This window comes from Polynucleobacter sp. TSB-Sco08W16, assembly GCF_018687455.1.
GTDB lineage: Bacteria > Pseudomonadota > Gammaproteobacteria > Burkholderiales > Burkholderiaceae > Polynucleobacter.
This window is the reverse complement of the sequence record NZ_CP061291.1, coordinates 677865-703784: the sequence shown is the minus strand read 5'-3', so window position 1 is coordinate 703784 and position 25920 is coordinate 677865. Positions and strand designations below refer to the sequence as shown.

At 45.1% G+C, this 25920-nt stretch carries 18 protein-coding genes and 1 tRNA gene; 8 read left to right on the top strand and 11 right to left on the bottom strand.

Annotated elements, in window-relative coordinates:
- Positions 1-2 precede the first annotated feature (2 nt).
- From FD961_RS03605 to FD961_RS03595, 3 genes are read left to right on the top strand one after another with little or no spacing between them, the layout of a single operon-like run.
- Positions 3-2222 carry a glycosyl transferase family protein gene (locus FD961_RS03605; protein ID WP_251371321.1) on the top strand — a complete coding sequence of 740 codons (2220 nt, stop codon included), beginning with the start codon at positions 3-5 and terminating at the stop codon, positions 2220-2222.
- Positions 2219-4687, top strand: a complete 2469-nt coding sequence (locus tag FD961_RS03600) for a tetratricopeptide repeat protein (protein ID WP_215394143.1) — start codon at positions 2219-2221, stop codon at positions 4685-4687. Before FD961_RS03605 ends, FD961_RS03600 begins: the two co-directional genes overlap by 4 nt.
- Positions 4684-5586: a DUF4434 domain-containing protein gene (locus FD961_RS03595; RefSeq protein ID WP_215394142.1), complete on the top strand. Its 903-nt coding sequence runs from the start codon at positions 4684-4686 to the stop codon at positions 5584-5586. The genes FD961_RS03600 and FD961_RS03595 overlap by 4 nt, the downstream gene beginning before the upstream one ends.
- Here the strand turns inward: FD961_RS03595 and FD961_RS03590 are convergent.
- The 6 genes from FD961_RS03590 to FD961_RS03565 all read right to left on the bottom strand — a co-directional run bounded on the left by FD961_RS03590 (position 5570) and on the right by FD961_RS03565 (position 10479).
- Entirely contained in the window at positions 5570-7123 is a 1554-nt protein-coding gene (locus FD961_RS03590; RefSeq protein ID WP_215394141.1) for a sensor domain-containing diguanylate cyclase, read from the bottom strand. The genes FD961_RS03595 and FD961_RS03590 overlap by 17 nt on opposite strands.
- A gap of 6 nt (positions 7124-7129) precedes the next feature.
- On the bottom strand, positions 7130-8440 hold the full coding sequence (locus tag FD961_RS03585; RefSeq protein WP_215394140.1) for an HD-GYP domain-containing protein: 1311 nt from the start codon (positions 8438-8440) through the stop codon (positions 7130-7132).
- A gap of 75 nt (positions 8441-8515) precedes the next feature.
- Positions 8516-8591 (bottom strand) — tRNA-His (locus tag FD961_RS03580).
- 54 nt (positions 8592-8645) lie between these two features.
- A complete protein-coding gene (gene dusA, locus FD961_RS03575) occupies positions 8646-9731 on the bottom strand; it encodes a tRNA dihydrouridine(20/20a) synthase DusA (RefSeq protein WP_215394139.1) in 1086 nt (361 codons plus the stop codon).
- Positions 9732-9817: 86 nt separating this feature from the next.
- Positions 9818-10075, bottom strand: coding sequence for a hypothetical protein (locus FD961_RS03570; protein ID WP_071465035.1), 258 nt, complete (start codon positions 10073-10075; stop codon positions 9818-9820).
- A gap of 14 nt (positions 10076-10089) precedes the next feature.
- Complete coding sequence (locus FD961_RS03565) at positions 10090-10479, bottom strand: translational machinery protein (protein ID WP_215394138.1); 390 nt, start codon at positions 10477-10479, stop codon at positions 10090-10092.
- Between the two features lie 145 nt (positions 10480-10624).
- Here FD961_RS03565 and FD961_RS03560 point away from each other — a divergent pair, with 145 nt between their 5' ends.
- Positions 10625-12265, top strand: coding sequence for an FMN-binding glutamate synthase family protein (locus FD961_RS03560; RefSeq protein ID WP_215394137.1), 1641 nt, complete (start codon positions 10625-10627; stop codon positions 12263-12265).
- Positions 12266-12271: 6 nt separating this feature from the next.
- On the opposite strand, the gene FD961_RS03555 is transcribed toward FD961_RS03560, so the two are convergent.
- Genes FD961_RS03555 through FD961_RS03545 form a run of 3 tightly spaced genes read right to left on the bottom strand, consistent with a single transcriptional unit; the run spans position 12272 to position 14244 of the window.
- Positions 12272-13174: a pseudouridine synthase gene (locus tag FD961_RS03555; RefSeq protein WP_251371320.1), complete on the bottom strand. Its 903-nt coding sequence runs from the start codon at positions 13172-13174 to the stop codon at positions 12272-12274.
- Positions 13175-13204: 30 nt separating this feature from the next.
- A complete protein-coding gene (gene scpB / locus FD961_RS03550) occupies positions 13205-13993 on the bottom strand; it encodes a methylmalonyl-CoA decarboxylase (RefSeq protein ID WP_071465031.1) in 789 nt (262 codons plus the stop codon).
- A 35-nt stretch (positions 13994-14028) separates the two neighbouring features.
- Positions 14029-14244 carry a hypothetical protein gene (locus FD961_RS03545; protein WP_071465030.1) on the bottom strand — a complete coding sequence of 72 codons (216 nt, stop codon included), beginning with the start codon at positions 14242-14244 and terminating at the stop codon, positions 14029-14031.
- A gap of 187 nt (positions 14245-14431) precedes the next feature.
- Between FD961_RS03545 and FD961_RS03540 the strand changes: the two genes are divergently transcribed.
- The 3 genes from FD961_RS03540 to FD961_RS03530 are packed head-to-tail and all read left to right on the top strand — an operon-like array spanning position 14432 to position 21423.
- Positions 14432-17866 carry a DUF2126 domain-containing protein gene (locus tag FD961_RS03540; protein WP_215394136.1) on the top strand — a complete coding sequence of 1145 codons (3435 nt, stop codon included), beginning with the start codon at positions 14432-14434 and terminating at the stop codon, positions 17864-17866.
- An 11-nt stretch (positions 17867-17877) separates the two neighbouring features.
- Positions 17878-20490 (top strand): circularly permuted type 2 ATP-grasp protein, encoded by a 2613-nt coding sequence (locus FD961_RS03535; RefSeq protein ID WP_215394135.1) that lies wholly within the window; start codon positions 17878-17880, stop codon positions 20488-20490.
- A 12-nt stretch (positions 20491-20502) separates the two neighbouring features.
- On the top strand, positions 20503-21423 hold the full coding sequence (locus FD961_RS03530) for a transglutaminase family protein (RefSeq protein WP_215394134.1): 921 nt from the start codon (positions 20503-20505) through the stop codon (positions 21421-21423).
- A gap of 9 nt (positions 21424-21432) precedes the next feature.
- Here FD961_RS03530 and FD961_RS03525 read toward each other — a convergent pair whose 3' ends face one another.
- Both FD961_RS03525 and FD961_RS03520 read right to left on the bottom strand, forming a co-directional pair.
- Positions 21433-22260, bottom strand: a complete 828-nt coding sequence (locus tag FD961_RS03525; protein ID WP_215394133.1) for a sterol desaturase family protein — start codon at positions 22258-22260, stop codon at positions 21433-21435.
- 29 nt (positions 22261-22289) lie between these two features.
- On the bottom strand, positions 22290-24647 hold the full coding sequence (locus tag FD961_RS03520; protein WP_215394132.1) for a Tex family protein: 2358 nt from the start codon (positions 24645-24647) through the stop codon (positions 22290-22292).
- 66 nt (positions 24648-24713) lie between these two features.
- On the opposite strand from FD961_RS03520, the gene FD961_RS03515 reads away from it, so the two are divergent.
- Positions 24714-25892, top strand: coding sequence for an MFS transporter (locus FD961_RS03515; protein ID WP_215394131.1), 1179 nt, complete (start codon positions 24714-24716; stop codon positions 25890-25892).
- Positions 25893-25920: the final 28 nt, after the last annotated feature.

Genomic DNA, 25920 nt, shown 5'->3' with positions numbered 1-25920 from the left:
CCTTGATTTCTGATATTCAAATTTGGCTAGTCGATCTTGTATCGATCTATATGTATGGCTTGAAGTATGTTGCCATGACAATAGCCATCATCATTTTTTTTAGCAGCATCGATGATGTATTAATCGATATCACCTACTGGATCAGGAAGGTTTGGCGCTCACAAACAATTTATAAGAAAAATGAGCATCTTCAGTACACCGCTCTAAATGAAATCCCTGAAAAACCGCTAGCCATAATGGTTCCCGCGTGGAATGAAACTGGTGTTATTGGCAAGATGGCTGAGTTAGCAGCTACCACTATGGAGTATGAGAACTATCACGTCTTTGTTGGCACCTACCCTAATGATCCCGATACTCAAAAAGATGTGGATCGCGCATGCGCCATCTTCCCTAATGTGCATAAAGTCATATGTGCACGACCAGGCCCAACCAGCAAAGCAGATTGCCTAAATAACGTTTTAGATGCCATCTTGCAGTTTGAGCGTCAAACGAACCTCGAATTTGCTGGGTTTATTCTGCATGATGCAGAAGATGTTATTTCTAGTATGGAGCTCAAACTCTTTAATTACCTAGTTAATAAAAAAGATCTGATTCAGGTTCCCGTTTATCCATTTGAGCGCAAGTGGAACAACTTCACCAGCATGCACTACCTAGACGAGTTCACGGAGCTGCACGGCAAAGACATTCCGATTCGTGAAGCAGTAGCTGGACAAGTACCGAGTGCAGGGGTTGGAACCTGCTTTAGTCGACGCGCAGTTCTGGCATTACTGGCCGATGGTGATGGCATTGCCTTTGATATCAAGAGTCTGACGGAGGACTATGACATTGGTATTCGTTTAAAAGAAAAAGGGCTTAAAGAAATCTTTGTACGCTTTCCCGTCCTCAAGCCAGAAGAACTGCAAGGTGAAACATCTAAACCATTTGGACAAGACATTCTGGATGCCAATGTGATTTGTGTCCGAGAATATTTTCCAGATACGGTTGAGACTGCCGTAAGACAAAAGGCTCGCTGGATTACTGGCATCGTTTACCAAGGCTACAAAACGCATGGCTGGACCAAGGATTGGTTACTTAACTATTTTTTGTGGCGTGATCGTAAAGGTGCAGTTACGAACTTCATTAGCTTTGCTGCAACGCTGATTTTGATGCAGCTCACCCTCCTCTGGCTTTATCAGCATTTATGGCCAGATGCTTATCACTTTTTATCTATATTCTCAGATGACAAGTGGTTTGTTGCTATCTTGATGATTAATCTCTACCTCATGATTAATCGCATGCTGCAGCGAGTCTATTTTGTCTCTAGATATTACGGCTTAAGAGAAGGGCTTATGTCCATTCCTCGCCTATTTTGGGGAAACTACATTAACTTTATCGCCAATTGGCGCGCGCTCAGAGCCATTATCAAACAGGGCGACCCTCATCGAGTAGCTTGGGATAAAACTATGCATGACTTCCCCTCGCTCGGACAAGAGAATCACGAGCGCCAGATGTTGGGTCAAATATTGATTGAGCAAGGTGCTATTAGTGAAGCAGAATTAAATACCGCGCTACTGAAGAAGACGAGGGGTCTCAAGATTGGTAACTGGTTGATTCATACCGGCAAGATTAATTCAGAGGAATTGGCTCAAGCCCTATCCACTCAATCAGGCGTGAGCTCTGAATCAGTGGATGCGTATGCCATTCCCCAAAATATCATCAAGTTACTACCCCAAGCGCTTGCCCTTCACTACGCAGCTTTACCGGTTCGCAAAGAAGGTGGCAAGCTAGTCTTGGCGTCGGAGTCCAATATCGACCCCGTCTCTTTAGCTGCGATTGCTCGCAAGCTCAAGATGCCAGTCAAAAATGTACTAGCAAGGCATGGTGAAATTACCGTCGGCCTTAGACACTGGTACGCCAATATAAAAACGGAGGATCCCAAGCAACTGCTTGAAAATGCGATTAGTGCTGGAAAACTTACCAAAGCCCAAGCAGACAAAATTTGGGACTACTTTGTCCCTCGACAATTTTTGTTTGCTGAAATCTTAATGTCTCTTGGTCGCATTGATAAAGCTTCCTTGAATGCCCTACTTCTTCAGCATGAGAATAGCGAGGAGAACTTAAGTCAATTCTTGGTTGGGAACAATATTATTTCTGATGAGACTCTAAGAGAAGCGCTGGACCTCCAAAAGGAGTTGCAGCCTAATATCAAGGACTTGATTGAAAAAGAGGCCTTAGCCAGATGAAGTTCAATCTCAAAGCCCTTATTCTTCTCTCTCTTGTGACCTTGCCAAGTTTTTTTCACATAGCAAGCGCAGAAAATACTCCGGAAGAGGCTCGCTCTTTTCAAGAATTCCTAACTTATCCGCATGTGGAAAAAGGCTTATCCGCAATTGCGAATTATGATTACGGTAGAGCAGTAGCAGAATTCAAGCAAGCCAGATCTTGGTCAACCGAGAGTCCGGAGACCGCACTGTACTTGGCAAATGCCTACAACCTTGATGGTCAGTATCAAAATGCAGTCGAAGTACTAGAAGCGCAATTGATATACACCCCTAAAAATTCCAACGTTATAAGCGCGCTTGGCAATAATCGCAAAGCCTACGATCTCCAACTGCTCGAAAAGGGTCGCGCACTAGAAAATAATATTTCCGAACTTCAAACATATCTTACTGATAACAAGCCTTTTTTCTTCGATGCTTATGACGAACATGGCTGGGTTGATCTATTAGCCAAAGCCTTCGCTAAAGAGCCTGAGCGCATATTAAGTTTCACTCCACACTTTGTCTCTAATCAAGCATATCAAGACCAGATCGTATTAGAGGCTGCTCTCGCCTCAGGAAATAAAGTTTTTGCCTCTGCTTACATCAAAGAACTTGCCTCAAAACTAAATAAGGATCCTCAGCTTGTTGAATTTCTGAGTTATCAACTGGCAAAGGATGGAGGAACCGCGCAAGCTATTCAAATTTTGATGCAGGCATACCCTTTTGTTGATGCTAGCCCTCAACTACAAAAGAAGTTGGTTCTCCGTTTAGCAACTATGATTGAACAAAACCCCAAACTGGTGAGCACCACCGAGCTGGGCATTCTGGCTAAGCCGATGAATTCCTTTGATCTCAGAGGCATACAAGCCAATTTATTTGCTGCACTTAAAAACTGTAGCGTAGTCCGATCTCTCTTGAGCGATTTTTCAATTCCGCATAGCGAAACCGAGTGGCGCCTGCTTGGACAATGTTATCAAGTCAACCAGCCGGGATTGGCTGAATACGCCTACCAAAAAGCAATGGCGATGAACCCCAACATTGTCAATACTCGCGCTTATGCCTATCAAGCATTTGCGGTTAAAAATTATTCTCAATCACTTTCAGCATGGCGCTCAATGGATATTAAGGAAATGTCCAATCGAGATCTTGAAAGTGCCGCCCTGACTGCGATCAGCGCGCAAGAGCCGCAATACGCTTTGGACTATCTGACTCAACTTGATCAACGCAATGCCCCAAAAGATGCGCTCTATTGGTGGCTTGAGGCCCAACTTGAACTCAAAGCGCATCCCAGTATTGCAGCTGAAGATCTCAAAAAAGCGATTGCGCTTGCTCCAACGGTTGCTTACTACACACAACTCGCCTCAATTCAACAAGAATTAAATCAAACCGCTGAAGCCACCAGCTCTTTGGAGACTGCCCTCAAGCTTGATCCAAGCAACACCAGCACCCAAGAGTCTTTAGCTTATGCGTATTATCAAAATAGGCAGATGGCTCAGGCACGCACGCTCTTTATATCGGCAAACCAAGCTCAACCTGAAGACTCTCGAACTATTAAGCAACTAGCCTATACCGATCAAAAGCTTGGCCTCAATGAGGAGGCACTGAAGTACACCGAACTCGCAATCGATGATTACCATCTCCAAGCACCGGATGATTTAACTGCTGAAAACCAAAATCAGCTATTTGGCCTGCAGCGCATGCATGAAGATCTGACTCGCCGCTGGACATTCTCAGTAGATGCTACAGGCGGAAATCAAGTTACTACCGTTCCTAACTCTGGTCAACCAGGTCTCACATCTCGGAGCTATTCTCAAGCTGAGGCTGCTTATCGCCTGGGGGATCCTGCTATTGATGATGGCAAAACCTTCTCGGCTTACTCAAGAGTCTTTGCAGGAAGCGGAACTTTAAATACCGCACTTCCTCTTTATGCGCCAATGGCTGCTGCAGGCTTCAGATGGAAACCCATCGGTAGTCAAAACATCAATCTTGCTGTTGAAGAACAAACTCCGCTAGATCACGTAGCCGGCAACCAAACTCAGGCTATGCTTAGAGCCAGCGCCTCTTTTTTAAATAGCGGAGCCTACAGCGATGATTGGCATCCAACTGGACCAGGCTGGGTTGCTCAAAACCTATATCTCGATGCAGCTCACTATATGACCAGCGGGCTTACATCCCTCACCTCAGATTACCGGATCAGTTACCACGACAAAATTGAAATAGGACAAACAATTGAGCCTTATACCCACCTGCAATTTAATACACTCAATAATCAAGTGAATCATGATTTACGCTTAGGTTTAGGAGTGCGCTGGAACTACTGGAGTGGCAATACCCAGTACAACGCCTATCCCAGCAAGGTTTATATTGGACTTGAGGCTCAGCATGCTTTCACTACCTACTTAAATGAAAAGAATGTGATCTTTTTATCTCTTGGGGGTAGGTGGTGAAAAAGTTTAGCGTTCAGATCCTCTTACTAATTGCCCTATTCTTACCCTTTAGAACTATGGCTGTAACAGCTATTTTTTACCAGCCCCAAGAGTCTGATAAAAACATTGCTTCTCAAGAATGGCAGATCATTTTTCAACAGTTAAAGAAAAAGGGATTTGATACTCTAGCTATCCAGTGGACGCAATACGGAGACTTTCTCAAGAACCCAGAAAATCAAGCTTGGCTCAAAGAGCGCTTAGATCAAGCAACTGCAGAAAAATTGCAACTGATTATTGGTCTCTCTAGTGACGCAGAAATATTTAATCGCTTAAAAGAACCGTCAAATGCCAGCGAGGAGTATTTAAAAAAACTCAGTAGAAAAGATGCCTTATTGGTAGATTATTGGAAGAAGAATATCCCGGAGGATAAGTTAGCGGGCTGGTATCTGCCACTGGAAATTGATGACCGCGCTTGGCGCGATCCAAAGGTATTTGCAATTCTGAAGACACATCTTGAGGAAGAGAGTCAAAAAATTCATTCGTTATCAGAAAAGCCGATTTATATTTCAAGCTTTTTTACTGGAAATATGTCACCAAATGACTACAGCAAAATGATCTTAAGTCTGCAGCAGACATCTGGTCTTCATATTTGGATCCAAGACGGTGCTGGCACTGGCAAGCTGAATCCATCTGAGAGGGCTTTATATTTGACGCCACTCACAAAATGTAGCACGCCAACAGCTTCAGGCTTAATCTTCGAAGCCTTCAAGCAAACCCAACATGACCAGACCTTTGCCGCTGAGCCGCTACCACCACAACTACTGGAGCAAAGATTAAAGCTGAGGGCGCCTTGCCGACTTGATAGTGTTTTCTTTGAATTGCGCTATCTATTCGAGAGCAGCTTTAAAGCGAAGAATTGATTGGCTTAGATCCGCTATAGATTTGAATATTATTCTTGCCAGCATTCTTAGCAAGATACATTGCAGCATCGGCATTCTTCATCAACTCAGCTTCATCTAAGGCGTGATCAGGGTAAAGCGCTATCCCGATGCTGACCGAAGTATGTAGTACCAAATTATCTAATGTAATTGGCATCGATATTGCAGAACGAATTTTTTCAGCAACAACATAAGCATCTTTTTCGGAATCAATCTTTGGCAATAGCACAACAAACTCATCTCCCCCCACTCGACCGATAATATCCACATCACGTATAGAGCCCATCATGCGCTTTGCAACAGTAATCAGTAGGCTATCTCCAACGTTATGGCTGTAGATATCATTCGTTGTTTTAAGGTTATCTAAATCAATAAATAAGAGTGCAAGTTTTTCATTATCTTTTCTTGCTCGATCTAAGGCTTGCTCAAGACGATCAGAGAAGAACAATCGATTAGGTAACTTAGTCAGAACATCATGATGCGCAAAATACTGTGCTTGTGCATTACGTTTATAGGCGCGAATCAGCAAGTAAGCACCCAGGCAAATAATGGCAATACTGAAAAGTGTCGTATAGGCCAAGCTAATGAGTGCGCTATACCAACGCGCTAAATAAACTTGCTTACTGACAATAGCTCCGACAATGAGCGGGTAACCCTCAACCTTGCGATACGAGAGCATTCGCTCGCCCGGATTACTGCCCCGCGTAAATCCAGGTAAATCAGTAATAATGACTCCATTATCGATATTTTCTTGGGATAATGAAGACTGAATTAGACCCCCCGTGTTAAGCCCGCCGATGAGGTTATCCACCAATGGCCATCTAGTCAGAAGGCGATGGTCGTCTCGATACAGCACAACTGAGGATCCCTCCCCAAGGCTCATGCCAATCTTTTCATAGAGAGAAGAAAAAATTTCTACAGAAACACCAACCAATATCAAACCCAAAAATTCATGTCTTGCACCGTTCACTCGTTTGGCAAGATAAAAAACCCATTTGCCCGTTCCCTTATTTCTGACGGGTAGACTAAAAAATGTAGCTTGGTCATCATGCTTGCTTAACCATTGAAAATAATCTCGATCGGCTAAATTGATGTCTGGGGGCGGGAATGATCTTGTGAAATTGAGAATCTTGCCATTTTTATCTACAAAAGTAGCCACATCAAGAACTGGGTTTGATTTCACCTTATCCAAAAGCAAGTTGTATTGCTGCTTTTGAGAAGCAAAGTGTATAAATTCTTTCTCGGTAGAGATCTCGGAAAACCTTTCAATTTCATCTAAGCTTTGCAGGGCTGTATTGGCTGAATAGATCGTTTGCGTCGTATGGGTAGATAGAATTTCAGTCAGATTAGCAACCTGATCAATACGCGCTTTAATGATGTTGTCGCGCAAGATCAGGGCAGAAATGAATCCATTAACAACAAAGATAGAAATGAGGGCAACACTGACTAAAGTGATGAGCTTGATATTTCTGCTTACTTTTTCTTGTGTAGCATGATCGATTGATAATAGCTCTGCCATTGCTACTTACTCCTCAGCATACTGTTGAGCAATTTCATAGAAAAATGGCTTTTCCAGAATAAAGGCTTCCACAACCGCTGGATCAAAGATCTTCCCTTTATGGCGCGCTATCTCTTCGCATGCGGCCTCATGTGTCCATTTTTCTTTATAGGCACGTTCGTTGACTAAAGCATCATACATGTCTGCGAGCGACATAATGCGTGCTGCCAGAGGAATACTTTCGCCAGCAAGACCGCGTGGATAACCACTACCATCCCATTTTTCATGATGTCCGCCAGCGACATCTATTGCCATTTCTAAGACCTTTAGGCTCTTATCGCTATCTGCGTTGGCAGCTCTTAATACCTGCTCACCTAGAGCAGCATGCGTCTTCATTACTTCCCACTCTTCTGCATTCAGGGGACCATTTTTTCTCAAAATACTATCGGGAATACCCACCTTACCAATATCGTGGAGAGGGGCTGCCTTTACCATATGTTCGATATCAGAAGGGGTCAGTTGGGCTTCGTATATGCCCATACTTTTAAGTCGCTCTGCTAATCTTTGTACGTATGCTTTCGTCCTTATGATGTGGTCACCTGTCTCATTATCGCGAGCCATCGACAGTGCATTCAAGCTGTGTAGTAAACCACTTTCAATTGCCCTGGAGCTGCTTCGGTGTAGCTTCCATAGAGTATCTAAATAGTAGTGGGTAATGACCATACAAGAAAGGATGATGCATAAGGAAGATAGGATCCGAATTGAAAATCCTACAGCACCTTCGTGGAATAAATACTCAATATGCTCGTCTGGCCACTCGCGTAAAACGATTAATCTTGCTGCGCGTAAAATAATCTGTAAGGTAATGATGCCAATCAAAATCTTGATTTGCTGAGCTGAATTATGTTTTTTAACTGCGCGTAATTCCCATAACTGCCAAACAGAAAATCCCGTTATGAAAGCGCTAGCAATATAAATTCGACTTACTGGATCAGCATATCCAAATAAGATGAAAAAGGCGATGGATAGGATAGCAAATCCACCCCAAACATATGGGCTAATTTCTTGAGAAATATTTGGTCGCCAAGATCTGAATAACAGTGCAAGGCAAAGCATTCCAACAAATAACAGAAAATTAGACAATACTAGAAAAAATAAGCTTTCCCAAGAGGCAAAAAAGAAAGAAAGGGCTGCCAGCGATAAGAATGAAAGACTGGCTGGCCAATACCAAATTTTCTGGGTTTCTTTATATTCATCACGATGAGAAAGAAAGCCCAGCGTCAACCCCATCAAAATAATAAAGGCGGAGAAGTAAAAGGTCTGGTTAACAAGATCCATAAAACCTATTCTAGCGTTACCGCCTAGAAAAGTGCTCCCACTAAGATGGGCAGTTGGGAGGCGGGAGGGAATTGATGGGGCGAACGACGGGGCTCGAACCCGCGACAACCAGAATCACAATCTGGGACTCTACCAACTGAGCTACGTCCGCCGTTGTAGAAGTGAAGATTATAGCCTTTTTGGGCAAAAACCTGCCAAAACAGTCTTATTCTGCCGTTTCCAGCTCAAAAGCAGCCCAATCTCCAAGGCACAAGCTGGCATCAAGAAAGAAGTCGGCGATGGCAGCTTTACTCTGCACTTTAGCTAAAGCATGGTGATCGGAGAGTCGTTGACGCCAGTAGCGAGAACCCGCCCTGCCGTGGGCCAGTCCTAAAATATGCCTTGTGAATGCACCAATATAAAAAGGCTTATTTTTATATCGACATTCATCAAACCACGATTGCACTTGCTTTACTAAAGCAATCTGAATGCGATGCCATTCGGTTTCGCTGAAAAGGTAGCCCGCAGCATCCCCATTCGTGTTGATCAAGTCATCCCAACCTAACAGTAATGCCGGAAAATGATATGCAGCCCTTCCGACCATAAAGCCATCAAAGTCATCCCAATGACCTGCGATTTGTTCATTCGTTTCTAAGCCGCCATTAAGCAGTACTTTGAGATTAGGAAATTGCTTTTGCGCATCTAGTCTCAGCTTTTTAGCAACTTCATAACGTAACGGAGGTTTACTACGATTCTCTTTTGGCGACAATCCTTTGAGCACTGCATTACGAGCATGAATCGTTACCTGGCTTGCCCCTGCATCTGCCACAGCCAAAATGAAATCAAGTGCAAACTGATAATCTTTTTCAGAGTTAGCAGCATCCATTGAGTCCAAGCCCAAGCGATGCTTTACCGAGATCGGAATGCTGACTGCATTCTTCATCGCTGTCACGCATTGAGCAACTAAATTGGGCTCAGCCATCAGACAAGCTCCAAATGCACCGCGTTGCACACGCTCGGATGGGCAACCACAGTTCAAATCAATCTCGTCATAGCCCCACTGCTTCGCCAACTCAGCAGACCTTGCTAAATCATTGGGCTCAGAACCTCCCAGTTGCAGGACAACAGGATGTTGATCTTGCGAGTAATCCAAATGACGTGGTACATCACCATGCATCAATGCCCCTGTGGTTACCATCTCGGTATAGAGAACAGCCTCCTTAGTCAGCGCACGATGAAAAGAACGGCAATGGCGATCGGTCCATTCCATCATGGGAGCGACTGCTAAGCGTTTCTTAGGGGGATTTGTCATGAACTTCAATTCAGTAGCGATTTGAGACCATTTTAAATGCATAAGGGCAACCGAAGTTGCCCTTGATTTGAGTTAAAAGATTCAACCTACTTGCTTAACTTTGCTTCCAATTCCACGGCCAGATCAAGTGCCCCCATATAGCCGGACTTCAGATGGCTTGGTAGATCAGGGTCGCCGACCATGGATCCAAGTGTTTCGACCAGACTGTAGACGATGCCTTTGGCTGCACCTATTGCAATAGTCTTATTGGCTACTGCTTCATCAATATGGTTTACAGCATCCAAGAAATAATCATGGCCTGGCAGCCCGTCTGGACCTAGTGCCTCTTTGGTTTCTTTACTCATGTTCGCTATCCTTATTACTCTTGGAGCATTTGATCTACTTTATAGAAAAACTTACGTGCATACGCCAGAATTTCTTTATCCGTAGGATGATCAACGGTTTCAACGCCAACAATCTTTTCAGCGATCTTAGCATCATGATGATGGGCATGCTTAATCAGCTCCAACTTTGCTGAGCCAGGCCCAAGAATCAAGATTTCCTTGGATTCATTTACTGCCTGAAGCACAGAATGGAGATATTTAGAATCCAGAGCTGCTCTACCACTACCAACTTCATTTGCCTTGTGATGCAAATGGGTATGAGTAGATTTACTTCTAATGATTTCAGCTTCGCTAGCATCTGCGCTCAAAAACATAACATGCGCTTCTTGATGGTCTATCCAAATAACGGCGTGATTTAATGACATATTCTTCCTATTATTAATAATGACTACCCTATCAGGATACTCCAGACCCTTTGATTATTTATGTCAGGATTTGATTTAAGTCATCATAAAGGCTACATATTTAATGCTTATACTCAATTAAAGACAATAATCTCCCTAAAAGACCATGAGCAAAAAATCTAATCCCTTCTTCCCCATCAGACTGATTACCTTTTCACTCTGTATTTTAGGTCTCATTATTAGCGTAGCTATTCATATGATGGGAGTAATCGATTGGCTTGCATTACTTATTTTTGGTTTTCTAACAGCATTGGGTACTTATGACTGTCTTCAAAAAAGACATGCCATTTTGCGCAATTACCCTGTTTTGGGACATATGCGTTTTTTACTGGAATTTATCCGCCCAGAAATACGTCAATACTTTATTGAAGGAGATAACGACAAAACTCCTTTCTCTAGAGAACAAAGGACCCTGGTCTACTCCCGCTCAAAAGCGGTCGCCGATGAAATTCCATTTGGCACCACTCTCGATGTCATGGCTCCTGGTTATCAATGGATTAATCAGTCCTTAATGCCAACCCATTTACCAAACCATAATTTTAGAGTTGAAATTGGCGGCAAAGACTGTATACAAAAATACTCTGCCAGTATCTTTAATATCTCTGCAATGAGTTTTGGGTCCTTAAGCGCCAACGCAATCATGGCATTAAATCTAGGGGCAAAAAAAGGTGGTTTTGCGCATGACACCGGTGAAGGCTCTATCTCCCAATACCATCGCACCCATGGTGGTGACCTCATTTGGGAAATTGGCTCAGGTTACTTTGGCTGCCGCAATGAAGATGGGAGTTTTAATGCAGACAAGTTTGCCCAAAACGCATTAGATCCCCAAGTCAAAATGCTAGAGATCAAGCTCAGTCAGGGCGCCAAACCTGGACACGGCGGGATATTGCCGGGACCTAAAGTCACTGCTGAAATAGCAGCTGCTCGGGGAGTAAAGGAAGGTGAAAGCTGCATCTCCCCCTCCTCGCATAGCGCTTTCTCAACCCCTATTGAAATGATGCACTTTATCAAACGCTTGCGTGACCTTTCTGGCGGTAAACCGGTTGGGTTTAAGTTATGTATTGGCCATCCCTGGGAATGGTTTGGAATTGTTAAAGCCATGCTAGAGACCAATATCTATCCAGACTTTATTGTTGTCGACGGCTCAGAAGGCGGAACCGGTGCTTCACCAGTGGAATTTACCAACCATGTTGGAACGCCTCTCCAAGATGGTTTACGCTTAGTTCATAACACTTTGATGGGCACTAATTTGCGCGAACACATCAAAATTGGTTGTTCAGGAAAAATTATCAGCGCCTTTGATATGGCAGTAGCTTTTGCATTGGGTGCCGATTGGTGTAATAGCGCTCGTGGCTTCATGTTCTCGGTAGGCTGCATACAAGCACAGGTTTGCAACACAGGCTTCTGCCCTACTGGTGTTACTACACAAGATCCGCAACGCCAAAAAGCACTTGTTGTTCCCGATAAGTCAGAGCGCGTTTACAACTTTCACAATGAAACACTCAAAACTTTAAAAGAATTAGTCGAAGCAGCCGGTTTACATCATCCAGGTGAAATCGATGCGCCCCATATCGTTCGCCGCATTAGTAAAAATGAAGTTCGTCTACTCTCTTTTTTACTCCCCGAAATGCCCAAGGGCCTGTTACTCAAAAATGAAGGGATTGATCCATCACTGAATTTACCGAGAGTATTCGAGTTGTACTGGCATAAAGCTCAAGCGAGTAGCTTTGCTGCCCTCAAGGATTAGGGCTCGCTAAAACTCCAGTTTTTGCTGACTGGCAAATGATCTCATCTGTTTTGTAATGGGATCATCAAAAGCGATTTCCTTAGCGAGTAATTGCAATGGCTTAGAAAAATCTAGTTCATATTCTTGATATGGTGTCAGGATTGGGTAGATCTGATCATGCTTGATTGGTGCCCCTAATACATTGAGGTGGCACCTCAATTGATGCTTCTTACCACTTCCAGGTGTTAGGCGATATTTAGCCCAAGGTTGATTGATTTGAATAAGCTCAATAAGTGTGTCTGTATTGGGCTCGCCTTCAACCTCTTGCATCTGCAAAAAATGCTCCGATTCTTCTATTTTGCTTTGATAGGTCATCGGCAATCTCTTAATCAGCGCATCAGAGTATGGTGCAATCGCTTCATAGACCTTCTTCACAACACGATCGCGAAACAGATTTTGGTATTGCGCCCTCTCATCAGGATTGACTGAAAAAATCACCAGGCCTGCAGTATCACGATCAATGCGATGAATGGGACTTAATGTTGGAATGCCGGTTTTTTTCTTGAGTCGATTGAGTAAGGTTTGATGTAGGTAAAGCCCGCTAGGTGTCACTGGTAAGAAATGGGGTTTATCAGCCACCAGAATATGTTCATCTTGAAAGAGAATCTGTTCCTCAAAGGGAATTTCTGGTTCGCGCGCCAACCTTCTGAAGTACATCAAATGGGTATTGGGCTGATAAGGATCTTTGGCTGAGAGGGCTTGTCCTTCTATGTCCAGAATCAGCCCTTCGTCAAACCTTTGTTCCCACTCTACTGCCCTAATGTGTGGAAACTGAGTAATAAAGAATTCAAGTAAATTGGAATGCGTTTGATCAGCAGGCAAAAAGACCCGTGATGCAGAAACCCCTTCTGAATTAACCTGAATACTCATAGCGCCCCGTGGATAGGAGCCTTATTTTAACTACTTGGCTTGGCCGAACACAGGATCACGTTTTTCTAGGAATGCAGTAATACCTTCACGGTAATCACTACCCATATAGACGTTCTTGCGCAAGGACTGAAGATGCTCGAATACCGCAGGGTTCATCACCGCAGCATCTGAGAGCATTTGTGCCTGGGCTTTGAGCACTGAGTTCGCTTGTGGTGAGCGCGATGCAATCGTTCTCGCCATTTGATAAGTCTTTGCCTCCAGCTCGCTAGATACGTATAGATGATTCAAGATACCAATCTGTAATGCACGGTCGGCACCTATTGGGTCTGCTGTTAAGAACATTTCTTTTACGACATTCAACGGCATGCGTGACATGAAATGCAAAATGCCGCTCGCAGTATAGGGAAGGCCTAACTTTGCAGGAGTAATCGCAAAGGTTGAATCATGATCTCCCATCGCAATATCGCAACTCATAATTAAATCGGTAGAGGCGCCCCAAACCGATCCATCGACCATTGCAATCACTGGTGCCCGAAAGGCACGTATTGATTTGAGCAATACCATGACAGGATCATCGGCTGGCAAAGGGTCACGCTCAGACCTTGGTAACTCCATGACATCATGACCGGCTGACCAAACTTTATTCTTTTGATCCGATCTGAGTACTAATACCCGAACATCTTCTTTGCCAAATACCTCAAGCGCATGATGCATCTCTTCAATCAAGCATTCGCTTAGGGCGTTGCGTTTTCCGTAATGATTAAAGCGGATGGTAGCGATTAAATCTGCCTGCTCAGTTTTAATGTATTGATAGTTCATTTTTATGTTTACGCCCTGTCTTCGCTATCCATTCATTAGGCAGCAATCAAGATATCTCCGATTTCCATCTTTTCCCACCAAATGAACGGTAGCAGATAAACAGGCTCTCCTGTACTTTGCAAAATCTCTAATGCGCCGTCATTCGTTTTATTGGCTTCATATTTGCCTGGGTGCAATGGATAACAGCCATTATCAGTGCCATCATTTCTGCGCATTCTGGCGATGATATTTCGAGTGATATAGACAACCATATTTACCTCTCTTGAAGAAAGTAGATAAAGACCTGTACCCTCAACTTATCCCCTTATTTATAGGGCAAATTGCTGGAATGCCCTGTTTTTGTGGCCTTTTGCCCGATAATGGGCATAGTGACTGTTGGCGCACTAAACTTGTGCGCCGCAATAATGCACCCTTCTGGGGAACTTATAGACTTTAGCCATGTCAATACACGCCGCCCTGCATCACGTTACTGAATATGACTATGACCGCTTGGTCGAGCTCGGGCCGCAGGTAGTCCGTCTCCGCCCAGCTCCCCACTGCCGCAGTCACATTCTTTCTTATTCACTCAAAGTAGAGCCAGAAGGTCACTTTGTGAACTGGCAACAAGATCCTTACGCCAACTACCAAGCGCGTTTGGTTTTTCCTGAAAAAACGAAGAAGTTCAAAGTAACGGTTGATCTGGTTACCGAGATGGCGGTATACAACCCATTTGATTTCTTCTTAGAGCCTGATGCAGAGAATTATCCCTTTACATATAACTCTGACCTGAAAAAAGAATTGCGCCCTTACCTCGGAAGAATGCGCAATGCAACTTTGAATAAGTATTTCAAAACGATTGATCGTAGTGAAATGCGTACGATTGATTTTTTAGTCAAACTAAATCAACAAGTTCAACAAGATATCAATTACCTCATTCGCATGGAGCCAGGTGTTCAGACTCCCGATGAGACTTTGGATTTGCGCAGCGGCTCATGCCGTGATTCTGCATGGTTGATGGTAAACCTATTACGCTTATGTGGCCTGGCCGCACGCTTTGTATCGGGTTATTTAATTCAGCTAAAGCCAGATGTCAAAGCACTGGATGGCCCTAGCGGAACAGAAGTTGATTTCACTGACCTGCATGCATGGTGCGAGGTATATCTGCCAGGTGCTGGCTGGATTGGCCTGGATCCTACCTCTGGTCTCTTTGCTGGTGAAGGCCACATCCCGGTTGCCTGCACTCCAGAACCTTCTGGTGCGGCGCCCATTGAAGGTGGCGTAGATCCTTGCGAAGTGGAATTCAAGCACACGATGGAAGTCACTCGCATTTACGAGTCTCCGCGAGTTACTAAACCATATACAGAAGATCAATGGCAAGCAATTGTCGATTTAGGTCACAAGGTTGATAAGAAATTAGAGGCTGGTGATGTACGCCTCACCATGGGTGGTGAACCTACATTTGTTTCGATCAATGGTCGTGATGAGCGCGAATGGAATGTCGATGCACTTGGACCCACTAAGCGAGGTTATGCAACCGAGCTAGTGGAGCGCCTACGTAAAGAATACGGCGATGGCGGCTTCTTGCACTTTGGCCAAGGCAAATGGTACCCAGGGGAACAATTACCTCGCTGGGCTCTTTCCATTTACTGGAGAGCGGACGGCCATCCCATTTGGAAGAATCCTAAACTCTTTGCCGATGAACGTGATCCCATCATGTATACCAGCAAAGATGCCGATAAATTTGTACGTACCCTTTCTAAAAATTTAGGACTAGCAGATCAGTTTATTGAACCTGCTTATGAAGATGTCTTTTATTACCTCTGGCGTGAATCAAAACTACCAGTCAATGTTGATCCATTTAAGTCCAACTTAGATGATGAGATGGAGCGCACTCGTCTCAAGCGTGTGTTTACTCAAAAACTCGATTCTGTGATTGGCTATGTTCTTCCAATCGAGGCAGATCAAGGTCAAAATTACTTTGATACCCAATGGAAAACAGGCCCCTGGCTTTATCGCGATGATCGTCTCTATTTATTGCCGGGCGACTCTCCAATGGGCTATCGCCTGCCATTAGATTCCCTACCCTGGACTAGTAAGGCTGACTACCCCTACATGATTGAGCAAGATCCCTTTGCTCCACGACCACCTATACAAACTGCTGCGCCAGTCATTCAGCAGCACCAAGGTTTAGGTCAGAATGTTTCTGGGTCCCCTGCTGCTCCTGGCCCCTCTTTGAAATCATCAGGAACTGGCAAAACAATTTGGAGTCAATCTCAGGAAGTGCGTCATCCACAACGCCAAGAATCTGCAGCCTGGATCACTCGCACCGCACTCTGTGTTGAAACACGCGACCCAATGCGCTCTAACGGTCCCGACGCAGAAAATAAGCATGGCGGTAAAAATGGCGCCCTCTATGTGTTTATGCCACCGCTTGCACGCTTAGAAGACTATCTCAATTTATTAGAAGCAGTAGAAGCTACTGCCGAAGAATTGCAATTCCAAATCGTCATCGAGGGTTACCCTCCTCCACGAGATCCTCGCCTCAAGCTCTTGCAGGTGACTCCTGATCCAGGTGTGATTGAGGTGAATATTCATCCGGCGCATAACTGGAATGAATTGGTTGAGCATACCGAATTCCTATACGAAGCTGCCTTTGAATCCCGTTTATCAGCCGAAAAATTTATGACGGATGGCCGACATACTGGCACTGGTGGTGGCAATCACTTTGTAATGGGTGGTGCAACTCCAATTGATAGCCCTTTCTTACGCAAACCAGAACTCTTAGCGAGTTTGATTTTGTATTGGCATAACCACCCTAGCTTAAGCTATCTATTTAGCGGAATGTTTATTGGTCCTACGAGCCAAGCGCCACGGGTTGATGAAGCGCGCAATGATCAACTCTATGAACTTGAGATAGCACTTAAAGAGATTCATGAGAATCGCAAGAAATATGGTTCAAGCATGCCACCATGGTTAGTTGACCGTACTCTGCGTAATATCTTGATTGATGTAACTGGCAATACACACCGCAGTGAGTTCTGTATCGACAAGATGTATTCCCCAGATAGCCAAACTGGTCGCTTAGGGCTACTAGAACTGCGTGCTTTTGAAATGCCCCCACATGCGCATATGAGTATTGTTCAGCAATTACTTATTCGGGCTCTGATTGCCCGCTTCTGGGACGAGCCTTATCTTGCTCCAGCAACTCGATGGGGTACTGAACTCCATGATCGCTGCCTCTTACCGACTTTCATCAAAATGGACTTTGATGATGTAATCGAAGAAATGCAAGGTCACGGCTACGATTTCAAGCCCGAATGGTTTGCGCCGCATCTTGAGTTCCGTTTCCCACTTATTGGTCAAGTTCAAACGATGGGCACTGAAATCACCTTGCGGAATGGTCTCGAGCCATGGCATGTGATGGGCGAAGAAAGTGCTGCTGGTGGAACTGCGCGCTATGTAGACTCCTCGATTGAACGCATTGAAGTGCGAGTTACTGGACTCAATCAAAGCCGTTACACGATCACCTGTAATGGAGAGCCCCTGCCCCTTCAACCCACTGGCATTGCTGGCGAGTATGTTGCTGGTGTGCGCTATAAAGCCTGGAATCCACCATCTAGCCTGCACCCAAGCATCGGGGTACATGCCCCCTTAGTATTTGATGTGATTGATACCTGGATGAAGCGCTCAGTAGGCGGCTGCCAGTACCACGTGGCTCACCCGGGCGGACGCAACTATGACACCTTCCCAGTAAACGCCTATGAAGCAGAAAGTCGTCGTCTTTCGCGCTTCTTCCGAATGGGCCACACACCAGGATTGGTAGAGGGCGTTGCTGCGAATATTGAGTTAGCAGCGAGTAAAGAGTTTCCATTTACGCTCGATATGCGTCGATGAGACAATAGCTTGTGGAATCCTCTCAAGCCAATTCTTTGAAATCTACTCCTAACCCCTCTCTGGTTGATGAGATTGCTCGCCTGGCACCGAAAGCTAAGGAGGGTCATTTTGATGAGTTGCGCGGCAACTCATCCACCCTCCTACCGCACTGGAAAACATTCTTTGAGCAGCTAGAGCCCTCAGGACTTTCGGATTTAGATCAACGCACACTCGAGCTAAACCGCCAAGTTCGCGATAACGGTATTACCTATAACGTCTATGCCGATGAATTCGGTCCACAGCGTCCATGGTCCGTTGATTTGTTTCCCCTCATCATCAGTCCAGAGTCTTGGCAAGAAATTCAGTCAGGTGTTCTACAAAGAGCACGATTGTTAGAGGGAATTATTAAAGATATTTATGGCTCGCAGACCTTACTCAAAGAAGGATACATTCCCCCTGCTTTGATTCATGGGCATCCAGGCTACTTACGAGCCATGCATGGCGCAAAGCTCCACAATCGCAAGCACCTACATATTATTGCGTTTGATTTGGCTAGAGCACCTGATGGTAAATGGTCTGTCTTGTCACAGCGCACACAAGCACCATCTGGCTTAGGATATTTATTAGAGAATCGCAATCTGATTGCCAGGCAGTTTCCCAGCGCCTATGAGCATATGCAAATTGCTCCACTAGCAAATGCCTATCGAGATCTGATTGACGCCCTCAAACTAGAAAGTCCTGCTGGCGCTAATGCACATATTGCACTCCTCACGCCCGGACCTTATAACGAAACCTATTTTGAGCATGCATACCTGGCTCGCTACTTAGGTTTGACGCTGGTAGAGGGTGGCGACCTTACTGTGCGAGATCAACGTCTTTATCTCAAAACAGTACGCGGCTTAGAGCCCGTTGATATTTTGCTAAAGCGCTTAGATGATGAATTCTTGGATCCACTTGAACTACGCGTAGATTCTACTTTAGGCGTCCCTGGATTATTGCAAGTGATTCGTGCTGGCAATGTCATCCTTGCTAATGCTCCAGGATCGGCTTTCTTGGAATCACCCGGATTGCTGGGATTCCTGCCAGCCATTAGCGAAAAACTATTAGGCGAACAAATTCAATTACCAGCTATGGATACTTGGTGGTGTGGTGAAAGAGCGGCATTAGAGGCGGCCATTCCCAATCTGAGTCACAGCACTATTAGACCTACCTATCCTAATGGTTCTGGACATCAAAATTATGAATCGGCTTTAGGTGGCGACCTCTCACAAGCGCAACTAGATGAATGGGTTGGTCGCATCACTCGCAAACCAGATGAACACACCGTTCAAACCTATATTCCTCTGGCACAAATGCCCACTTGGCTCAATGCATTTAACCTCAACGATGCTTCTTTGGTTGAGCCACACTCTTATATGTTGCGAGTTTTTGCCCTCAGCAATGGTCCAGATAGTTGGCAAGTATTACCAGGTGGCCTAGCACGTATCGATGGCTCAGATTCAGGTATCGCCTCGATGCAAAGAGGTGGCAGTAGCGCTGATGTTTGGGTCCAAAACAATCAACAGCAGGAGAGAACAGAGCCCCATCCTCAACATGCCATCCAGACAAAAGAATTAGTCATGCGCAAACGGATGGTTACCAGTCGTGCCGCTGAAAATTTGTACTGGTTTGGTCGCTATACCGAACGTAGTGAAAATATTTTACGACTTGCCAAACTCTATCTAGAAAATATCAATAGTGAATACACTCCTTCTAGATCCCTTTGGGCTTGGCTGGAGAAACTTTCCCACCAATATGGTCTGGTACCCGACGGCGTCCCAAGCAACCTGGATCAAGGGGATGTTCGTCATCGTATTTTTGAGAGAACGCTCATCAACTCACTCAATTCCACAGAAAATGTGACTAGCGTAGGCTATAACCTCAACGCAATGAAACGAACTGCATCAACAGTTCGAGAGCGACTTTCTCAAGAACAATGGAGCACTATCAATCACTGTATTGAGAACTTTGAAAAAGACTGCAATAAGGCAACCACCTTCCAAGACTTCTCATCCTCATTAGCCATTGACGCCTTAAAGCAAGCGAGCAGCGCTTTAGCGGCCATTACTGGCGCCCAAACAGACCGCATGACGCGTGATGATGGCTGGCAACTTCTCTCGATTGGCCGACATATTGAGCGCTTGTCTTTCTTGACTACCGTATTAGATACCGCAATTGAGATGGGTCTGCTATTTAATCCCAATACTGATAGCTCTGGCTATACGGCACTCCTCAATTTGTTTGACAGTACGATTACTTTCCATGCGCAGCATCAACAAAGCCGCGAAATTGCCCCACTTTTAAGTCTTTTGGTTCTGGATGATGAAAATCCTCGCTCTTTAGCTTGGGTGAGCAAAGCGTTGCGCGCCAGACTATCGAAATTAGCAGGCACTGAACGCAATAATCCAGACGAGCTCACTCGTAGCGTGACCAATTTACAAGATTACGATTTATTGAACCTCTCCTCGGCAGATGGCTTTGGAAATTTCTCTGATTTGAGAAGGTGTCTTCTTTCTGTTTCTAATTCCGCCTGGAATGTATCTGATGAAATTAGCGCGCGCTACTTTAATTTAATACATACCAATGAATATAGCGTTCAGCTATAAAAATTACCCATCATGCTGCTCGAAATTACTCACGACACCCATTACTCCTACGATCCCAACGTAGAAATAGCGCAGCATTTTGCCCATCTCAAGCCGGCATCCACTGGATCGCAGCAAGTCTTGAAGACGGAGATACAGGTCAATCCAAAGCCAGCTTGGTCAGAAGAAAATTTAGATAACTACGGCAATATTTGCACATTCTTTTCACTGCAAAATAGACATAGTGAACTTTCCATCGTTGCCAAATCTTTGATTGAAACTAATGGCAATGTATATATAGGCCCCAAACCAGAAGATACCCCTCCATGGGAAGCGGTTCGAGAGTATTTTCGCTATCACTCCAATACCAAATGGGATGCTGCTTCAGAGTTTTTATTCACCTCCCCATTTATCGCTCTACGCCCTGAGTTTACTGAGTTTGCCAGAGCAAACTTTACAAACAGCAGACCAATTCTAGAAGCAGCAATTGATTTAACACAGCGTATCTATGGTGAATTTCATTATGTCAGCAAGAGCACTGATATAGGAACTCCAGCGCTTGAGGCTTTAGCAAAGCGCGAAGGTGTATGCCAAGACTTTGCACATATCTTAATTGCCTCATTACGCAGTATTGGCCTGCCTGCCAAATACATCAGCGGCTATATTTTGACTAACCCACCTCCTGGACAAGCTAGGCTGATTGGTGGAGACGCATCCCATGCTTGGGTATCCGTCTATGTGCCAAGCATAGATGAAAATGGTCAGCTATCTTCAGGACTATGGTGTGATCTAGACCCAACCAATAACCGCTGGGGCTATGAAACGCCAGGTGAAGATTATGTCCATCTAGCGCAAGGCAGAGATTATGCCGATGTCTCCCCTATTCGTGGCGTTATCCATGGTGGCGCTGATCACACACTAGATGTTGCTGTAACAGTAATGCCTATTGAGTAGTCCTCAGACTTATTGCGGTGCCGAGAAGATGAGCCTGATTTTCTCACGCAGCGTTTTCTTCTGCGCAATCCCTTTAAGCAATTGCTTCCAGACATTAAAGACAACGTTGACAGGATTTTTGGAATAGTTTGGGTGCGTTAAGCCATAGACAATCTCGGTATTGGCATCTTCGGCAATATAGGTTCCAAATATTCTGTCAAAAATCATGAGGATCCCCCCATAGTTTTTGTCTAGGTAGGCAGGATTACTTGCATGATGAACTCGATGTGCTGATGGAGTATTAATAATGCCCTCCAGAAAACCTAATCTTGGAATCAATTTTGTATGCAACCAGAATTGATACATTAGGTTAATGGAGAGCATGGTGAATACCTCGATTGGCGAAAAGCCAATCAACACGAGGGGAAAGAAAAACACCCAAGTAAAGGAAAGAAGCGGCAACCAACCTAAACGGTAGGCTGCTGAGAGCGTCATTTCATTTGGCGAGTGGTGAGTGCTATGTGTTGCCCACATCAGAAATACTTCATGTGAGGCGCGGTGATACCAGTAGTAACAAAACTCCAGACCTAAAAATAAGGCGGGGTATCTCCACCATGCTTCAGGCACCGTATAGATGCGATATTGCCAAATGAAGCTGGCCATCACACCCTGAATCAATAATCGATTAATAATGCCGGTGATCTGATGCCCTATTCCAACTCCAAGCGAGGTAGCACTTTCAATCCAAGGGTAGGATTTACGATAACGCCACTTATAGAGCAGAGATTCTGCCAAGATGGCAAATGCAACCAAGGGTAGGAAATAAATGAGTTGCTTGTTATTAAGAAACTGTTCCATGCAAATATCTTAGCGCAGCAATCCAGAATTTATTTCTTTAATTTAGCCAAGGCCATGGCCATCGCATTATTCATTGGTGCAGCCTGCCGTCTATCCTCCTGGGGCTTTCTAGACTCATTAGATTTAGGCTTATTAGCAACCCTTTGTTCTGGGCTTGAATGGGGGCCTGCCTTAGGAGCCTCATCTGAAAGGCGCATAGTTAAAGCAATCCGCTTACGCTTCTCATCCACCTCAAGCACTTTCACTTTGACAACCTGACCTGCCTTGACTACAGAATGGGGATCTTTGACAAAGGTGTTAGATAGCGCAGAGATATGAACTAAACCATCTTGGTGAACGCCAATATCAACAAACGCCCCGAAGGCAGCAACGTTAGTCACTACGCCTTCCAAAATCATTTCAGCCTTCAGGTCGCTTATTTTTTCCACACCATCTTTAAAAGTGGCGGTAGTAAATTCAGGACGTGGATCGCGGCCTGGTTTTTCTAATTCCTTGAGAATATCGGTAACGGTTGGGACGCCAAACTGGCCATCAGCGTACTTTTCTGGTGAAAGAGATTTTAATAGATTGGCATCGCCAATAACTTCTTTGACGCCCTTCTGAATATCTTTCAGAATCTTTTCTACCAATGGATAAGATTCAGGATGTACTGCAGAAGCATCTAAAGGATCTTGTCCATTCATGATGCGCAGAAAGCCAGCAGCTTGTTCAAAGGTCTTATCGCCAAGGCGCGGCACGCTCTTGAGCTCCATTCTGGACTGAAATGCACCCTTGCTATCGCGATAAGCCACAATACCTTCGGCTACGGTTGAGCTTAATCCTGAAACTCTCGCAAGTAAGGGCGCTGAGGCAGTATTTACATCAACCCCTACTGCATTCACACAATCCTCCACTACTGCCACTAGAGATTTTGCTAACTGGGTCTGCATTACATCATGCTGATATTGACCAACACCAATTGATTTGGGATCGATCTTCACCAATTCTGCGAGAGGGTCCTGCAATCGGCGGGCAATCGATACCGCACCGCGTAAAGACACATCCATGCCTGGCAATTCTTTTGAGGCATATTCGGATGCAGAATAAACCGATGCCCCTGCTTCAGAGACCACAATCTTCGTGAGACCTAATTCTGGTTTTGCTTTAATCAGATCTTGTGCGAGTTTGTCGGTTTCACGAGATGCGGTGCCGTTTCCAATCGAAATTAAGCTTGCTTTATGCTTCTCAGCCAATTTAGCTAAAGTCAGCAGCGATCCTGTCCAATCATTTTTTGGTTGATGCGGATAAATCACATCGGTATCCACTACTTTGCCTGTGGCATCCACTACCGCCACCTTCACACCAGTACGCATACCTGGGTCTAGGCCAATGGTTACTCTTGGGCCAGCTGGCGCCGCCAGCAGAAGATCTTTTAAATTGCGCGCAAAGACATTAATCGCTTCAGTTTCTGAGCGTTCACGTAAAGCAGTCATCAGCTCTGACTCCAAATGCAAGGAACACTTCACACGCCAAGTCCAACGCACCGTATCGGCCAACCAAGTATCTGCTGCTCGCCCCTCATTTTTGATCTTAAAGTGATTAGCAATACGCATTTCACATGGATTGTGCGGAGCATCCCACTTGGGCTTTTCTGCTTCAGTATCTAAACGCAAATTCACCATCAGCATTTGCTCACGGCGGCCTCTGAACAAGGCTAGGGCACGATGTGATGGAATCGCCTTAATCGGTTCAGAGTAATCAAAATAATCTGCAAACTTCTCACCCTCCTGCTCTTTGCCAGCAATAACCTTGGACTCCACGACGCCATGGTCTTGCAAGTAGACTCTTAAGGACTGAACTAGGGCAGCATCTTCTGCAAAACGCTCCATCAAGATTTGACGTGCGCCTTCCAGAGCAGCTTTAGTGTCAACTACCCCCGGATTATCCGTGTCATCGATCTTGAACGGCTCTTTGATATATTTTGCTGCTTCGGTTTCGGGATCCAGATTTGGATTAGCCAGCAAGTCATTTGCTAACGGCTCTAGACCAGCTTCCAAAGCAATCTGCGCCTTCGTTCTGCGCTTAGGCTTATAGGGTAGATAGAGATCTTCCAGGCGAGTCTTATCTTCAGCCAGCATGATGGTCTTGAGTAATTCCGGGGTCATCTTGCCCTGCTCCTCAATCGAGGCAACAATCGTTTTACGACGATCCTCAAGCTCACGCAAGTAGCTTAAGCGTTCTTCGAGTAAACGCAATTGCACATCATCTAAACCACCAGTGGCTTCTTTACGATAACGGGCAATAAAGGGAACGGTAGCACCCTCATCTAGCAGTGCTACTGCTGCAGCTACTTGGTTCGGTTTGGCAGAAAGTTCTTGGGCAAGACGTTGTTCAATTGAAGGCAGCATAAAGACTTATAGAAAGATACATAACGGGTTCGGCAAACCCAAAAGATAGAGAATAAACTATCGAACATGAACACAATCAACCCTTCAAAGCCAAGCGAATCCATGCCGAAATGGATGATTTTTCTGTTTGCCTGTGCTTGTGGATTGATTGTTGCAAACCTCTATTATGCCCAGCCTCTCATTAGCCTAATTGCCCCTGAAATAGGTCTGGATGAGACAGCTGCCAGTCTAATTGTGACTCTTACTCAGCTAGGGTATTGCCTTGGCTTAATACTTCTGGTGCCGCTTGGAGACCTCCTTGAGAATCGCAAACTCATCGTATTGACGATCTGCGGCGGAATCCTCGCCTTATTTATTGCCATGCTAGCCAAGACCCCAGCAATGTTCCTCTTTTCTTCGCTCATTATTGGCATTGGCTCGGTCTCCGTGCAAATGCTCATTCCTATGGCTGCGCACATTACCCCTGAACAAAATCGGGGACGTACCGTTGGCAGCATTATGAGCGGCTTACTCATGGGCATTATGTTGGCTCGCCCTATCGCCAGTCTCATTGCCCACTCTTTTGGCTGGCGAGCAGTCTTTGGTGCTTCAGCAATCCTGCTGATAGCACTGTCAATGATTCTGTGGCTATTACTGCCTAAACGTAAACCACATGCTACGCACCACTATTTCTCACTGATTGCTTCACTGTGGACGCTTTTATGGAATACACCCATACTCAGGCGTCGCGCGCTGTATCAAGCATCCCTGTTTGCTTCCTTTACATTGTTTTGGACCATCACTCCAATCTTGCTTGCCGGACCACAATTCAAGCTCTCTCAACAAGGTATTGCCCTATTTGCCTTAGCCGGTGCTTTAGGGGTCATTGCGGCACCAATTGCCGGGAGATTGGCTGACCGCGGCCATACCAAAATCGCCACAGGCTTTTCTCTTGCTGCAGCTGCAATTGCTTTTCTGATTGCACAGCTCGGCGGCTCAGGATCGTTAATATGGCTCGTTATAGCTGGAATTGTTCTGGATCTTGGCGTACAGAGTAATGTTGTTCTAGGTCAGCGCACCATTTATCTTTTGGGCGCCGAGGTTCGTAGCAGACTCAATGCTCTTTATATGACTATCTTTTTTGCCGGTGGTGCAATTGGGTCGGCCATTGCCAGTACAGCCTATATCTATGGGGGTTGGACCCTTGTTGCCTGGATTGGGTTTGCGTTCCCTGCAGCCGGCTTCATTTTCTTTTTGACAGAATAAAAGAAGCCACCCGTAGGTGGCTTCTTAA

Coding starts and splice junctions, on each gene's coding strand:
- FD961_RS03570 (WP_071465035.1), bottom strand. CDS start 10,075: ATGAGTAAAGAAACCAAAGAGGCACTAGGTCCAGACGGGCTGCCAGGC.
- FD961_RS03600 (WP_215394143.1), top strand. CDS start 2,219: ATGAAGTTCAATCTCAAAGCCCTTATTCTTCTCTCTCTTGTGACCTTG.
- FD961_RS03560 (WP_215394137.1), top strand. CDS start 10,625: ATGAGCAAAAAATCTAATCCCTTCTTCCCCATCAGACTGATTACCTTT.
- dusA (WP_215394139.1), bottom strand. CDS start 9,731: ATGACAAATCCCCCTAAGAAACGCTTAGCAGTCGCTCCCATGATGGAA.
- scpB (WP_071465031.1), bottom strand. CDS start 13,993: ATGAACTATCAATACATTAAAACTGAGCAGGCAGATTTAATCGCTACC.
- FD961_RS03545 (WP_071465030.1), bottom strand. CDS start 14,244: ATGGTTGTCTATATCACTCGAAATATCATCGCCAGAATGCGCAGAAAT.
- FD961_RS03520 (WP_215394132.1), bottom strand. CDS start 24,647: ATGCTGCCTTCAATTGAACAACGTCTTGCCCAAGAACTTTCTGCCAAA.
- FD961_RS03525 (WP_215394133.1), bottom strand. CDS start 22,260: ATGGAACAGTTTCTTAATAACAAGCAACTCATTTATTTCCTACCCTTG.
- FD961_RS03515 (WP_215394131.1), top strand. CDS start 24,714: ATGAACACAATCAACCCTTCAAAGCCAAGCGAATCCATGCCGAAATGG.
- FD961_RS03540 (WP_215394136.1), top strand. CDS start 14,432: ATGTCAATACACGCCGCCCTGCATCACGTTACTGAATATGACTATGAC.
- FD961_RS03565 (WP_215394138.1), bottom strand. CDS start 10,479: ATGTCATTAAATCACGCCGTTATTTGGATAGACCATCAAGAAGCGCAT.
- FD961_RS03530 (WP_215394134.1), top strand. CDS start 20,503: ATGCTGCTCGAAATTACTCACGACACCCATTACTCCTACGATCCCAAC.
- FD961_RS03585 (WP_215394140.1), bottom strand. CDS start 8,440: ATGGATCTTGTTAACCAGACCTTTTACTTCTCCGCCTTTATTATTTTG.
- FD961_RS03590 (WP_215394141.1), bottom strand. CDS start 7,123: ATGGCAGAGCTATTATCAATCGATCATGCTACACAAGAAAAAGTAAGC.
- FD961_RS03555 (WP_251371320.1), bottom strand. CDS start 13,174: ATGAGTATTCAGGTTAATTCAGAAGGGGTTTCTGCATCACGGGTCTTT.